The following is a 13,817-nucleotide window of genomic DNA, read 5'->3' on the forward strand; positions in this document are numbered from 1 at the left end:
AAAGAAAGCCCTTGGGAACCAGAGTTACCAAGGGCTTTTTATGATTTTTATGACTTACAGTCGTTACCCAATTAAACGTTCAGCCAATTACCGAGCGCTTTTTCAGGTGAATCAAAAGCAGTGATACAGCTGCTGGCGTCATACCCTGAATTCGCGAAGCACGCCCGAGAGTGTCTGGCTTGTGGTCGTTCAGCTTCTGTCGAATCTCGTTGGACAAACCTTCAATGCCACTGTAATCAAAGTCAGCAGGAATAGCTGTGTTTTCATAACGACGCAACCGCTCAATCTCTTCCGTCTGACGGTTAATATAGCCTTCGTACTTAGTCGCTATCTCAACCTGTTCTCTTACCTGTGGATTACTTTCAGACTCTCCCGACAGATCAGCAACATCGTTATAGGTCAGCTCAGGACGACGTAACAGCTCCTGCAGGTTGTATTCACGGGTTAACGGGTTAGACAGTTTATCTTCAATTTTTCCTGAAGCTTCGCTTTTAGGCTGGATGTAGGTAGTACGTAAACGCTCACTCTCGTTTTCGATACGTTCTTTTTTATCCACATAGGATGCCCAGCGCTCATCATCCACAAGACCCATCTCACGTCCCTTTTCTGTCAGGCGCAAATCGGCATTGTCTTCACGAAGAATCAGACGGTATTCCGCACGGCTGGTAAACATACGGTACGGCTCACTGGTGCCGTTGGTAATCAGGTCATCAACCAGCACACCAATGTAGGCTTCATCACGGCGTGGGCACCAGCTCTCTTTGTCTCTGGCGCGCAAAGCCGCGTTCATTCCTGCCAGCAAACCCTGTGCGGCGGCTTCTTCGTACCCCGTTGTACCATTGATCTGACCAGCAAAGAACAAACCGGGAATCGCTTTGGTTTCCAGAGAGTATTTCAGATCACGCGGGTCAAAATAATCGTATTCAATGGCATAGCCCGGACGGGTAATGTGTGCATTTTCCAGACCACGAATCGAGCGGATAAACTCTATCTGAACATCAAACGGCAGACTGGTAGAGATGCCATTTGGATAAAGTTCATGTGTGGATAACCCTTCCGGTTCCAGAAATACCTGATGAGAATTCTTGTCAGCAAAGCGGGTAATCTTGTCTTCAATAGAAGGGCAGTAACGAGGTCCAACCCCTTCGATCACACCAGTAAACATTGGAGAGCGGTCCAGACCGCCACGAATCAGGTCGTGTGTCCGTTCATTGGTATGGGTAATAAAACAGGACACCTGCTGTGGATGCTGCTCAACAGAGCCCATGTAAGACATCACCGGCGTTGGAGTATCACCCGGTTGCTCCTGCATTACCGAGAAATCCACACTGCGGGCGTCGATGCGTGCCGGTGTACCGGTTTTCAGTCGCTCAACCCGCAGGTTCAGCTCACGCAAACGATCAGCCAGAGCGATCGAAGGAGGATCACCCGCACGGCCACCGCTGTGATTCTCAAGACCAATATGGATGCGCCCTCCCAGGAAAGTACCTGCTGTCAGAACCACATTATCTGCCAGAAAGCGTACACCCATGTTCGTTACAACACCGGCCACTTTATCCTGATTCATTACCAGGTCATCTGCCTGTTGCTGAAATATCCACAGGTTTTCCTGATTCTCCAGAATCGTACGAATCGCCTGCTTGTACAGAGCCCGGTCTGCCTGAGCACGGGTAGCACGCACAGCAGGTCCCTTGCGAGCATTCAGAACACGAAACTGAATACCGCCCAGATCTGTCGCCAGTCCCATGGCACCGCCCAGCGCATCCACCTCCTTTACCAGGTGGCTTTTGCCAATACCGCCAATAGCGGGGTTACAGGACATCATGCCCAGAGTTTCGATGTTGTGGGTCAGCAGCAGGGTTTTAACACCCATACGTGCTGAAGCGAGTGCTGCCTCGGTACCGGCATGGCCGCCACCGATAACAATCACATCAAACCGAGTTGGAAAGTCCACTGCCAAGGTCAGGTCACCTGCTTCGTTAGTCTGGAAACTGGAAAAAATGGCTAAGTATACATCAGCCACTTTTCAACAACATGCTTCCGCCGACGGATTACATTGGAAAGAAGCGCCGGCGCTAGCTTACTCACAAGCATTAACGGCTTTCAGTCGTAAAGCCCGAAGAAATCTGTGACCGTTTACCAGCGAAAGAAAGCCTGAGCGAAATGTCCAAAAAACAATCATTCCAAAATCTCTATTGATGTATTGTTATTTTTATTATTAATGGTGTGGGTAATTTTTGTGGATAACTAACTCAAAGCCTTTAAATACAAAGAATTGTAAATTGAATAACCCTGTCAGTCTTTTGTGAAATACCTGCTATTAACCTGTGATTTTTCTGTAGAAAAACGTGGAATTTATCCACACGAAGCCAACAACCGAAATCATTTTTTCTGTGTATGAATCAATGAACAGCCACACTTTTTCCACAGCTTATTTTCGAAATAAACCTGCGAGTTTCTCAACTGATAATGAGATATCCACTTATGCCAAAGAAGGTGAGGTTCAAATAATAAGCAAACATTCGTACAAGTTTGTCTGGTCAACGAAGTCAAAATATGTAAAATACGCAAATGCAAATTATTCCTATTTAGAACTACTAAGAAAGTAACGACCATGAAGCTGATTCAATCCATTCTGCTGACAGCAGCTGTTGCTGCAACGGCCTCTGTTACATCTGCCAAAGAAGTTAATGTTTATTCCTATCGTCAACCTTTTCTCGTAGAGCCACTGTTTGAGGAATTCACCAAAGAAACCGGTATTCCGGTCAAGGTGGTGTTTGCAGATAAAGGCCTCACCGAACGCTTGCAGCGTGAAGGCCGGCTAAGCCCTGCAGACGTCGTTTTAACAACAGACATCAGCCGTCTGATGGAGTTGGTAGACAGGGATCTGAGTCAGCCAGTAGACAGCAACGCTCTGGAAGACACCATTCCAGACCAGTTCCGTGACCCGGACGGTCAGTGGTTTGCCCTTACAAAAAGGGTTCGGAATATTTACACCACCAGACGTGATGGAAAACCGGAGAGTATTTCCTATGACGATCTGGCAGATCCTGAGTTCAAAGGCAAGATCTGTACCCGAAGTGGCAAGAATGCCTACAACGTAGGTCTTGTCGCTTCTTACGTTGCCAACTATGGAGAAGAAAAAACCATAGAGTGGCTGGAAGGCTTTAAGTCCAATCTGGCACGCCGCCCACAGGGCAATGACCGGGCTCAGGTGAGAGCGGTCAGCGAAGGCGTCTGTGATCTGGCTCTGGGCAACAGTTATTACTACGGCGCGATGCTGAAAGACGCCGGACAACGGGAATGGGCCGAATCCGTTTACATTAACTTTCCTGATCAGGATGGAAAGGGGTCTCATGTAAACGTCAGTGGAATGGTACTTACCAGGCATGCACCTAACAAAGAGAGTGCGGTAAAATTGATGGAGTATCTGGCCAGTGACAAAGCTCAGGCAGCTTATGCAGAGGTTAATATGGAATACCCTGTTAACCCTTCAGTCCCTGTGTCAGAGTTGGTTGCCTCCTGGGGCGAATTTAAAGCAGACGACCTGCCCATCTCCAAGCTGGCCGAGAACTATTCAACGGCTCTGCGCCTGCTGGATGAAGTTCGATTCGATCTGTAATCAATCAGCTGCAACGCGCTTTACCTTGGTGTCGCACTGAATAGCGTCGCACTGATTTACAACACAGTTAACTTTCATCTATGAAACACAGTCTTTCACTGTACTGGAAAGCCGGCAGCTGGTTGCTGGCTTTTCTGTTATTTACTCCCACCATCTCGCTGGTTTACGAAGCTCTGACTCCTTCCGGTGAAATATTCCAACATCTGCGAAATACCGTACTTACGACGTATATTTTTAATACTGTTTTACTCATTTCAGGCGTAGGGCTTCTGGGACTGATTCTGGCTCTGCCTGCCGCATGGGTGATGGCATCTCATGATCTGCCAGGAAAAAAATACCTGCAGTGGCTTCTGGTGCTGCCACTGGCTATGCCTTCCTATGTTATTGCTTACATTTACACCGATCTGCTGGAATACGCAGGCCCTGTTCAACGAGCAATGAGAGCATTGACGGGTTGGCAAAGTGCAGCAGATTACCATTTTCCGGAAATTCGGTCGCTCGGAGGAGCGATGATCGTGCTGGCACTGGTCCTTTACCCATACGTTTACCTGCTGGCACGTACCGCGTTTCTTGAGCAGTCCCAGAGCCAGGTCTTAGCCAGTCGGCTATTAGGTTGCAGCCCTGCACAAAGCTTTTTTAAAGTGTCCATGCCCATGGCGCGTCCAGCCATTATTACCGGACTGGCTTTAATGGGTATGGAAACGCTCGGAGATTTCGCTACCGTCAGTTACTTTGCGGTTCCAACCCTCACTTCAGCGGTATACGACACGTGGTTAGGTTATGGAAGCCTGAACGCAGCGGCAAAAATCTCGGCCATTATGCTTCTGGTGGTGACCGTTCTTATCTCTCTTGAAAAATACAGCCGCCGTCGCCAGCAACTTTACCAGAAAGGTATTGGTCAGGATCACCGCTCTCCAACCCGTTTGAACGGCTGGAAAAAAACTCTGGCTCTGTTCTGGTGCTGGATGCTGGTTATCCTTGGTTTTGCACTTCCCGCTGCCATTCTTCTCGGCTACGTAGTCACTTATTTTGCTGATTCCTGGCGTCCGGAACTGATCACTTATGGGTTAAACAGTCTGAAAGTCTCTCTTGGAGCCGCGTTCTTTGCGACACTGGTGGCGCTGTTTCTGGGTCTTTATCAGCGACTTCAGGGGTCACAGATGGCACGAATGCCTGCGCGTCTGGTGTCATCAGGTTATGCCATGCCGGGCAACGTTCTGGCCATTGGTGTTCTAATCCCTTTAACCCTGTCCGATCACGGTATCAATAACCTGATTATGTCCATGGGTTACAGCCCGGTGGGATTGATTCTAAGCGGCTCTATTATCGCGATTATCTTTGCTTACGTGGTGCGCTTCTCCGCAGTTGCAGTGGGTAGTGTTGAATCCAGTCTTGGCCGGGTATCCCCTTCCCTTGATATGGCAAGCCGCACACTGGGTTGCTCACCGGGAGAAATGGTCAAACGGGTTCATATACCAATGGTGCGCAAAGGTCTGCTGACCGGTTTTCTGCTGGTCTTTATTGAAGCCATGAAAGAACTCCCTGCCGCTCTGCTGCTCAGGCCCTTTGGTTTTGAAACGCTTGCCACCTGGGTATTCCAGTATGTTTCCGATGAAAAGCTGGAACATGCAGCGCCTGCGGCACTTATTCTGGTACTGGCCGGACTATTGCCACTCATTTTGCTGAACCGATCCCTGGAGAGCCGAAAATGAAAGCCCTCGATATCAACCACCTCTGCTATAGCTACGACAGTACCGATGTTCTTCAAGAACTAAACCTGCAAATTGAAGCTGGTGAGATTGTCTGTTTACTGGGTCGCAGCGGCTGTGGAAAAACGACACTGTTGAAGGCTATCTCCGGATTGATTCAACCTGATGAGGGTTACATTGCCCTGCACGGTAAAACAGTCAGTTCATCAAAAGAGGTACTTCCACCGGAGAATCGTGGAATTGGCATGATCTTTCAGGATTACGCGCTTTTTCCTCATCTGTCAGTGGCTGACAATATCGCTTTTGGCCTGAGAAATCTGAGTCAGTCAGACTTGCAAAAACGTGTTCAGGAAATGCTGGAGCTGGTTAACCTGCATGGTCTGGATAAACGTTATCCACACGAATTGTCTGGCGGTCAGCAGCAACGTGTGGCTATTGCCAGAGCCCTGGCTAACCGACCTAACCTGCTGTTGCTGGATGAGCCTTTTTCCAATATCGACAGCCAGGTTCGTCAGCGTCTGATCAGAGAGATCCGTGACATCCTGAAGCAACAGAAGGTAGCGGCGCTGTTTGTTACCCACAGTCGGGAAGAAGGGTTTGCTTTTGCAGATTCGGTAGCGGTGATGCATGAAGGAAAAATTCTGCAGCGCGGGCGCTCTTTTGATGTGTATAACCAACCTTCCTGTCGCTTTGTCGCCGAGTTTATGGGTGCTGGTAACCTGTTGCAGGGAAAGGTTATTAACAGCCACCAGATCACTACTCCTCTGGGCATTGTAGAGTCTTCCACAAAGGTTTATGCACAACCAGAAACGACTGTGGAACTGTTTATAAGACCTCAGATGCTGACTGTGGAAAAGTGTGAATGTGACGATCCGGCTGATCCGGCATTCATACGACACCAACAGTTTATGGGCCGAAGCCTCCGTACAGAAGTGGAGTTGGAAAATAAGCTGTTTGTTGTGGATAACGTGGAAGTATTGCCAGAGAAAACGCCTGTACATATCCACGTCAAAGATCATGCACTGGTGCTTTTCAATGAGCAGGGGCAAACCATTTAATAACCATTTAAAGCGGTTACCAAAACTTTTCTGATCTGCCAGCAAAATGCGTAAAGCCAGTTAAACTTGGTTTTACGTATTTATTCTTTTTTTCACTCCTCTATCTCACCTTCGTAATACTCTATGGCAGATCTTATTTCGTTCGGGATCACAGTGTTCGTTGGCTTTTTTGCAATGATGAACCCCATTGCCAATACGCCAATTTTTATCAGCCTCACCGATGGCTTACGACCTAATGAAAAGTGCTCTATCGCACGCCGTTCCTGTCTGATTGCTTTTCTGATTGTCGCGACTTTTTGCTTATTGGGAAAAATAATCTTTGATATGTTCGGAATAACCATTCCTGCTTTTCGAATTACTGGCGGTATCCTGGTATTTCTGATTGGTAAGGACATGCTGAGTGGTAACACTTCTGATGTTCATACACCTAGTCATGAGGATAATGAGAAAAGTCTTGATGCTAAATTAAGCATTGCCATCAGTCCTCTCGCGACCCCTATTCTTGGAGGTCCGGGCATCATCGCTTCAGCAATGAATTTTGTTGGTGATCAGGGATTAAAAGAGATTATGGTGATCCTTGTCGCCTTGGCTAACTTATGCGTCATAACTTACTTTTTCTTCATATCAGGCGAGCGTTTTATTAAATTTATTGGTGAAAGTGCAATAAAGGTTATTAGTCGAATGATGGGGCTAATTCTGGCCGTCATGGGAGTACAGATGATTATTCTGGGGATCTATGGTGCGGTGCACTTGTATAAGTAACCAGTGCACCTTTTATTGTTGATCGTTCAGTTCTTAATCCCGGCTTCCCAAAAAACCGGATCCGAGTAGAACCACAGATCTTCCCATTGATCCAATGGTTCCTGATTGACTTCCGGTTCAAGGTATTCACCGCTGGTACCACGCAAACGCACATAACCGTTTGCATGCTCACGAGGAAGAGTGACAGTGACCTTGATCTCGTTGCCTTCTACTCGCCAGTGTGACTCATCCAAACGCTCAATAACTCTGGCTGTCGAGTTGGTTTCAGCCTCCCCGGCAATCTCATCATTGATGCCACCTGTAATGACATCAATACGCTTTAATTCGGGATGATCGCCATTGAAATTCTCATCAGGATTCAGTGTGAAGCTCATTGTCAGTGTCAGTTTTTTTTCATTACCCAGCTCCAGAGTTTCACCCAGTGTAACCCCACTTTTACTGTCACCGGAAAGCCTGACATCCATTCCCTGTATCAGGTCACCAAACACCATAAAGCTTCTGCCATGGCGTAAGCCATCCATTATGTCCGCAGGTTCGTTATGCGCCAGCACAAAGGTTTTGGTGTACTCACCAGGCCAGAAATCTCGCCCACCATCTGATACATGGACATGTGAATCAGATCCTGCAGAGATCCAAAAGCGCATACCGTTCCCAAGAAAGTGATCCCACACGCCTCCAACGACAGCTGTCATCTGGTCAAAGCCATTCATGCTGGGATGTTTGTAATATCTTCCACGATTGCTTGTTGCCTGATGACCCGGAGCTGCCACCATGCCAATAAACACTTCAGGGTCGGTATAATGCCATGTCATCAACTTTTCCGGCGTCACCCTGTCCCACAAGCCCGGTAGTGGTGGCATGGCCTGATGACTGGGATGATTCATAATGATCAAGGGCTTCTCATCCAGCCCAGAAAAAGAACGAATACCTGCCTGTAAATGCTCAACTGTATTACGCTGTCGTATTTCACTGCGAATCTCCCTGATACTGTAGTCTCTCTGGAAGTTCACCAGAATATCGCGTTCCTGATCATTGATAGGCACCACAATTGATAGGCACCATAACTGTTGCATGTTCACCAGCGGGAACGTCGAGCTCTTTACCAAAGAATTGCCACACATCAGAAACAGCTTTACGTGCCTCCAGTAATTCAGGATAGGCACCTTTACGTAATAGTTTTGAATGATCAGGACCACCATGATCAGTATTCACCAGCCAGCTTAATCCGTATTTTTTGGCCGCTTTTGCATTATCAAGATAAGTATGCGGGCTATCTCCCCCCTTGATTGGACTCCATGGATCAGTACTTCGATCCCACCCCACGCTCCAGTGCGTATGAGCATGATGATCACCCGCAAGCCATTGCCGTTCAGCATTTGCGGTGGCCATCATCGAAAACCCCAAAGGAATAAGGGCACAAAGAAAAAGAATTCCTCTGCCTGCTTTACTGTTAAACATGTGTAAGGTTGCAATGATTTCAGTTAAAGCAGCAATGATATGAATCTTAAAGGACTTATAAAATGATACCTGTCAGTACCGTAAGTATTGGTATTATTTGTTACGGTACTGAAAGCGAAAACAAGATTTTCTAAAGGGTTATTTACCAATACAGAACGACGAGAAAATTCTCCCCAGCAAGTCGTCACTGCTGAACTGCCCGGTAATTTCCCCTAAGGTTTTCTGGGCATGCCTCAGGTCTTCTGCCAGAAGCTCTCCTGCTCCCATATGCTCCAGCTGTAAACGACCATTGCCCAAAAACTCACCAGCGCGGCGTAAAGCATCCAGATGACGGCGACGGGCAGAGAAACCTCCCTCCATGGCACCCTCATACCCCATACAAGCCTTTAAATGCTCTCTGAGGGCATCAAGCCCATGTTCCCTTTTGGCACATACCCTAATTACAGGAACGCCGTCAGCGTCTTCTATGCCCGCCTGCTCGCCAGTCAGATCAATCTTGTTGCGCACAACGGTTAGTTTTTCCATGGAAGGCAAACGATCAACAAACTCTGGCCAGATATCATGGGGATTCACAGCCTCCGTCCCAGTGCCATCTACCATGAGTAATACACGATCAGCGTCTTCAATCTCTTTAAACGCCCGCTCGACACCAATCTGTTCAACCTTATCTTCTGTTTCACGCAGCCCTGCGGTATCGATCACATGCAACGGCATTCCATCAATGTGAATGTGCTCACGCAAAACATCGCGAGTGGTTCCGGCGATATCGGTAACAATAGCGGTTTCACGCCCAGCCAGAGCATTCAGAAGACTTGATTTACCAGCATTGGGGCGACCGGCAATAACAACCGTCATGCCTTCCCGCTGGATGGCTCCCTGCCCGGCTTCACGAATAACCTCATCCAAATCGCTGATAATCACATTAAGATCATTACTGACTTTGCCATCAGCCAGAAAATCAATCTCTTCTTCCGGGAAATCAATGGCCGCCTCCACATAGATTCGCAATTGAATCAGGGACTCCACCAGAGTGTTCACCCGTTTGGAAAACGCTCCCTGCATGGATCGCAGCGCAGATCGGGCCGCCTGTTCGGAACTGGAATCAATCAGGTCAGCAATAGCCTCGGCCTGAGCCAAGTCCATTTTGTCGTTAAGGAAGGCTCGTTCTGAAAACTCACCGGGGTTGGACTGTCTCACCCCGAGAGCAAGGATGCGGCGTAACAGCAAGTCCAGAATAACAGGGCCACCATGTCCCTGTAGCTCTAAGACATCTTCACCGGTGAAGGAGTTCGGATTTGGAAAGAATAAGGCAATTCCCTGGTCTAACACCTCGTCAGACTCATCATGAAACGCGCCATAGTGAGCAAAACGGGGCCTGGGCTCGATCTTCAGCACCTCACGTGCCACTTTCAGAGCATCAGGCCCGGAAACCCTGATTATGCCCACACCGCCCCTACCCGGAGCAGTAGCCTGTGCAGCAATGGTGTCGTTGTGAATAGAACTGAGATCAGACATGTACTGGTTACGTCATAATTGGAAAATGAGTCGTAGTTTAGCGGCTATAGTCTAATTGATCATCAGGTGTAACAGTCATATATAAAAAAACGACCCAGAGGCAAAGCCAGTGGGTCGTTTTTTTTGAAGCGTTGGAGAAAAAGCGTTATGTGCCTTCTTTCTCAATCTTCTTGGTAATGATGAACTGCTGAATGATCGACAGCGTGTTGTTAGTTACCCAGTACAGTACAAGACCGGCAGGGAACCACAGGAAGAACACGGTGAAGATAACTGGCATCAGTTTCATTACTTTTGCCTGAACAGGGTCTGGCGGAGTCGGGTTCAACAGCTGCTGAGCGAACATGGAAGCACCCATGATCAGCGGCAGGATGAAGTACGGATCCATCTGGGACAAGTCATGAATCCACCCCAGCCAAGGAGCCTGACGCAGCTCTACAGACTCCTGTAACACCCAGTACAGGGCGATAAATACAGGCATCTGAACAAGAATTGGCAGACAACCACCCATGGGGTTGACCTTCTCTTTCTTGTACAGCTCCATCATTTCCTGAGACAGCTTCTGGCGGTCTTCACCATGCTTCTCTTTCAGCTCCTGCATCTTCGGTCCAAGCTTGCGCATTTTGGCCATAGAGCGGAAGCTGGTTGCGTTCAGCGGATAGAATATCGCTTTCACACATACTGTCAGCAGAATGATGGACCAACCCCAGTTACCCACAATAGACTGAATAAACTTCAGCAGGGTAAACAGCGGTTGAGCCAGGAACCATAACCAACCAAAGTCCATGGTCAGCTGCAGACCATCGGCCAGTTCTTTCAGACGCTTCTGGTCTTTGGGACCTGCGTACAGATCTGCTCCGACAGTCACCGTCTGACCCGGCTGAACAGTAACGTTATCGATAAAACCGACAAAATGGTACTGCTGGTCGTGGGACAGGTTGGTGTAATAGGTATGAGTCTGAGTCTGATCCGGTACCCATGCCGTCACAAAGTAGAGCTGCAGCATGGCTGCATAACCACCTTCTACGTTCTGCTCAAAGCGAGACTTACTGAAGTCCTTGAAAGGCAATTTCACGTATGGCTTATCCACAGAACGCACCGCAGCACCGTTATAGGTGTTCATAGGTGCACTGGAGTTAACCGTACTAGGGTCTTCAGAGCCATCACGCTTCAGCTGTGCATAAAAGCGATCCTGCCATACTGTGTCGCCTTTATTCTCGATCACATAATCCATGCGGATATCGTATGAGTCACGAACAAAGGTATAACGCTTGATCAGGTTCAGCTCGTCAGTAGATCGGGTCAGGTCAACAACAACGGTGTCCTTCCCATCATCCAGAGTAAAGCTGTGCTGCTTAACGTTGTACAGCGGGCGCTGATTGTTAGCCTGAGGGCCATCAGCTTTCATTAGTGCGCTCTGGGCTGTGTATTCACAGGTCACGCTGCCACTAACACAGTCTGACTTTTGTACCAGAAGTTCAAAGGGAGGAACCTCTTCGCCTTCTTCTGGTAACCAGGCAGGGTATTGAGGCAGGCTCAGACCAATAATATCACCACCGGCGGGATCAATCTGAACATTAAGGGTATTTGTCTTTACGCTGACAAGTTGAGCGGATGGCGAGCTGTTGCCGTCAAAGGTAACCGTGCCTGAACTGTCGGAAGAGAGTGTCGGCATGTCTGAACCGCTTTGTGCGATAGAGACATTAGACATGCTGGTTATTGCTTCTTCCCCGGTTGGTCGGGCTGGTTGATTGTAATCTTCGTTCCACTGTTGGAGTGTCAATACACCAACAACAGCTACGGCGCCTATCAGGAGTGTTCTTTGCAGATCCATGATTTCCGAGCCACAGATTCTGGTTGATGGGAATGATTGTCTGATTCTGTCCGATTGAGCCTGTCTGAGGATTCCGGCACCGGATCGAAGCCTCCCGGATGCCAGGGATGGCAACGCAGCAGTCTTGAAATAGTGAGTTTGCTGCCTTTCAGAAAACCATGGCTATCGAGTGCTTCCTGAGCATAAGCGGAACAGGTTGGATAAAATCGACAACGCCCAGCCATAAGAGGGCTTATGCAATAGCGATAGACTGTGATCAAACTTTTGGCGAGCAGTCTCGGCAGATCTTTGATCGTGTTTATCACGCTTTTTCGCATGTCTTTTTACTCAATCTGCCCTGGGCATCAGGAGACCGTAAGGCTTAGTTCCATAAGCTGTGTTCACCAATCAAGGTAAAGCCCTCCCTGGTGACGTAAGCGACTGGAGGCAGTGTCTACCTCCCCAGTCACCCAGCTCTACAACGTCCACCAAATTGTTAAGTGGCTATATCCGTAACCCGGGGCTTTTATGCCTCAAGTTATCAGGACTGTTGCCACTCACCCAGACGACGTGCCAGCTTGTGCCACTGTCTGGATAGCAGTTTGTTAATGTCGTAGTTTTCGAGCTCATCCAAGCCTCGGCGTGCCAGTACCACAATATCCAGATGTCCCAGTTCGTCCTGCTTAAGGCGAAAAGTTTCCCGTATATGTCGCTTGACACGATTTCGACCGGTGGCCTTACGAATATTCTTTTTGGCTATCACCAGACCGAGTCTGGGGTGATCGTGATGACTCACTTTCGCCAGAATAAGTAAGTGCCGACAGGATACCTTGATATCTGCCTGGTCAAATACCTGCTTAAAATCAGCTGCTGAGCACAACCGCTTGTCGCGGCTAAAAGCGAAGCTCACCTGACAGTCTTACTGCTGAAATCAGGCGCTCAGACGCTTACGGCCTTTAGCACGACGACGGTTAATAACAGCACGACCGTTCTTGGTAGCCATACGGGCACGGAAACCATGGGAGCGGGCACGTTTCAGGTTAGATGGTTGAAAAGTTCTTTTCATGATGACACTACTCTTAGTTAATCAATCTTCTTGGGAAGACGCTGCACATCCTTTATGGATATACAAAAAGACGGGCATTCTAAGGAATTGACCAATCTGCGTCAATTTGCATTTGTCAAGAGTTTGCCGTTGACCCCCATGTTCATGTCCCTATTTGAATCAGCAGGTCTCTATAAGAAGGTTGTTTCTGATACGCATTATGAAACTGAATGCAGTAGTTGGTACCGAATTTATATTAATTGTCTTCTCTTCTGTGGAAAACCGATAAGTGCTTAGTCCCCGTCTTTTGACTGATAACCATTGAGCGGTACGAGCATAAATTAAAAAATATATTTTTATCTTGTTTGTGATGTTGTTTTGTTTTTATGTTTATTATTTAGTAGCCCATTTTTTGTGGATAAGTAGCATTTTTACTTGATTATCAAGGGCTAGAGCCTGTGTATCAAGCTGTAGAAATCACGGTACTTAGCTGTTTCTTACCTGCTGATGAGTTGTGGGTAAAAAAGCTATTTATACACAGGTAAAGTTATACCACTGGTTGTGCACAGCTCATTCCTAGGGATTTACCCTGTTCTTAAACAGGTCTATCCACAGGGGTAAAACATAATTATTTTTTACCTGAAAATAGTTTTTTCTGTTGATAACTATCTGGATTAAAAGCACATTAGAAGTCAGTATCAGCTCTACAATCATCAGGTTATGGTGTGGATAACTTTTGGGCGAAAGGATACAATTGTCTGCACTACCCGCTTTTCGGGAAGTTGTTCATCAGGCAGTCTGATAGGCCTCATCATCACCTTCGGGATAGTTTTCAGGA

At 47.7% G+C, this 13,817-nt stretch carries 12 protein-coding genes; 4 read left to right on the forward strand and 8 right to left on the reverse strand.

The window, feature by feature from the left end; translation table 11 throughout:
* Nucleotides 1–79: 79 nt before the first annotated feature.
* The gene (gene mnmG / locus EZMO1_RS25115) at nt 80–1,954 is read right to left on the reverse strand and encodes a tRNA uridine-5-carboxymethylaminomethyl(34) synthesis enzyme MnmG (RefSeq protein ID WP_034879254.1); all 1,875 of its coding nucleotides are present in this window, start codon (nt 1,952–1,954) and stop codon (nt 80–82) included.
* Nucleotides 1,955–2,614: 660 nt separating this feature from the next.
* Between mnmG and EZMO1_RS25120 the strand changes: the two genes are divergently transcribed.
* From EZMO1_RS25120 to EZMO1_RS25135, 4 genes are all read left to right on the forward strand, one after another.
* Nucleotides 2,615–3,622, forward strand: coding sequence for a Fe(3+) ABC transporter substrate-binding protein (locus EZMO1_RS25120; protein WP_034878964.1), 1,008 nt, complete (start codon nt 2,615–2,617; stop codon nt 3,620–3,622).
* Between the two features lie 80 nt (nt 3,623–3,702).
* Complete coding sequence (locus EZMO1_RS25125) at nt 3,703–5,334, forward strand: ABC transporter permease (RefSeq protein WP_034878965.1); 1,632 nt, start codon at nt 3,703–3,705, stop codon at nt 5,332–5,334.
* Complete coding sequence (locus tag EZMO1_RS25130; RefSeq protein ID WP_034878966.1) at nt 5,331–6,389, forward strand: ABC transporter ATP-binding protein; 1,059 nt, start codon at nt 5,331–5,333, stop codon at nt 6,387–6,389. Before EZMO1_RS25125 ends, EZMO1_RS25130 begins: the two co-directional genes overlap by 4 nt.
* 123 nt (nt 6,390–6,512) lie before the next feature.
* Nucleotides 6,513–7,151, forward strand: coding sequence for a MarC family protein (locus EZMO1_RS25135; protein ID WP_034878967.1), 639 nt, complete (start codon nt 6,513–6,515; stop codon nt 7,149–7,151).
* A 26-nt stretch (nt 7,152–7,177) separates the two neighbouring features.
* On the opposite strand, the gene EZMO1_RS25140 is transcribed toward EZMO1_RS25135, so the two are convergent.
* From EZMO1_RS25140 to rpmH, 7 genes are all read right to left on the reverse strand, one after another.
* Nucleotides 7,178–8,194 carry a CehA/McbA family metallohydrolase domain-containing protein gene (locus tag EZMO1_RS25140; protein ID WP_051790561.1) on the reverse strand — a complete coding sequence of 339 codons (1,017 nt, stop codon included), beginning with the start codon at nt 8,192–8,194 and terminating at the stop codon, nt 7,178–7,180.
* Nucleotides 8,181–8,609 (reverse strand): hypothetical protein, encoded by a 429-nt coding sequence (locus EZMO1_RS25145; RefSeq protein WP_051790562.1) that lies wholly within the window; start codon nt 8,607–8,609, stop codon nt 8,181–8,183. Before EZMO1_RS25145 ends, EZMO1_RS25140 begins: the two co-directional genes overlap by 14 nt.
* 138 nt (nt 8,610–8,747) lie before the next feature.
* The gene (mnmE, locus tag EZMO1_RS25150; RefSeq protein ID WP_034878968.1) at nt 8,748–10,124 is read right to left on the reverse strand and encodes a tRNA uridine-5-carboxymethylaminomethyl(34) synthesis GTPase MnmE; all 1,377 of its coding nucleotides are present in this window, start codon (nt 10,122–10,124) and stop codon (nt 8,748–8,750) included.
* Nucleotides 10,125–10,269: 145 nt separating this feature from the next.
* Entirely contained in the window at nt 10,270–11,955 is a 1,686-nt protein-coding gene (gene yidC, locus EZMO1_RS25155; protein ID WP_034878969.1) for a membrane protein insertase YidC, read from the reverse strand.
* Nucleotides 11,931–12,272 (reverse strand): membrane protein insertion efficiency factor YidD, encoded by a 342-nt coding sequence (gene yidD / locus EZMO1_RS26025; RefSeq protein ID WP_082212322.1) that lies wholly within the window; start codon nt 12,270–12,272, stop codon nt 11,931–11,933. The genes yidC and yidD overlap by 25 nt, the downstream gene beginning before the upstream one ends.
* 203 nt (nt 12,273–12,475) lie before the next feature.
* On the reverse strand, nt 12,476–12,844 hold the full coding sequence (rnpA, locus tag EZMO1_RS25160) for a ribonuclease P protein component (protein ID WP_034878970.1): 369 nt from the start codon (nt 12,842–12,844) through the stop codon (nt 12,476–12,478).
* Between the two features lie 21 nt (nt 12,845–12,865).
* Complete coding sequence (gene rpmH / locus EZMO1_RS25165; protein WP_034878971.1) at nt 12,866–13,000, reverse strand: 50S ribosomal protein L34; 135 nt, start codon at nt 12,998–13,000, stop codon at nt 12,866–12,868.
* Nucleotides 13,001–13,817: the final 817 nt, after the last annotated feature.

It is taken from the genome of Endozoicomonas montiporae CL-33, from assembly GCF_001583435.1.
Lineage (GTDB): Bacteria > Pseudomonadota > Gammaproteobacteria > Pseudomonadales > Endozoicomonadaceae > Endozoicomonas_A > Endozoicomonas_A montiporae.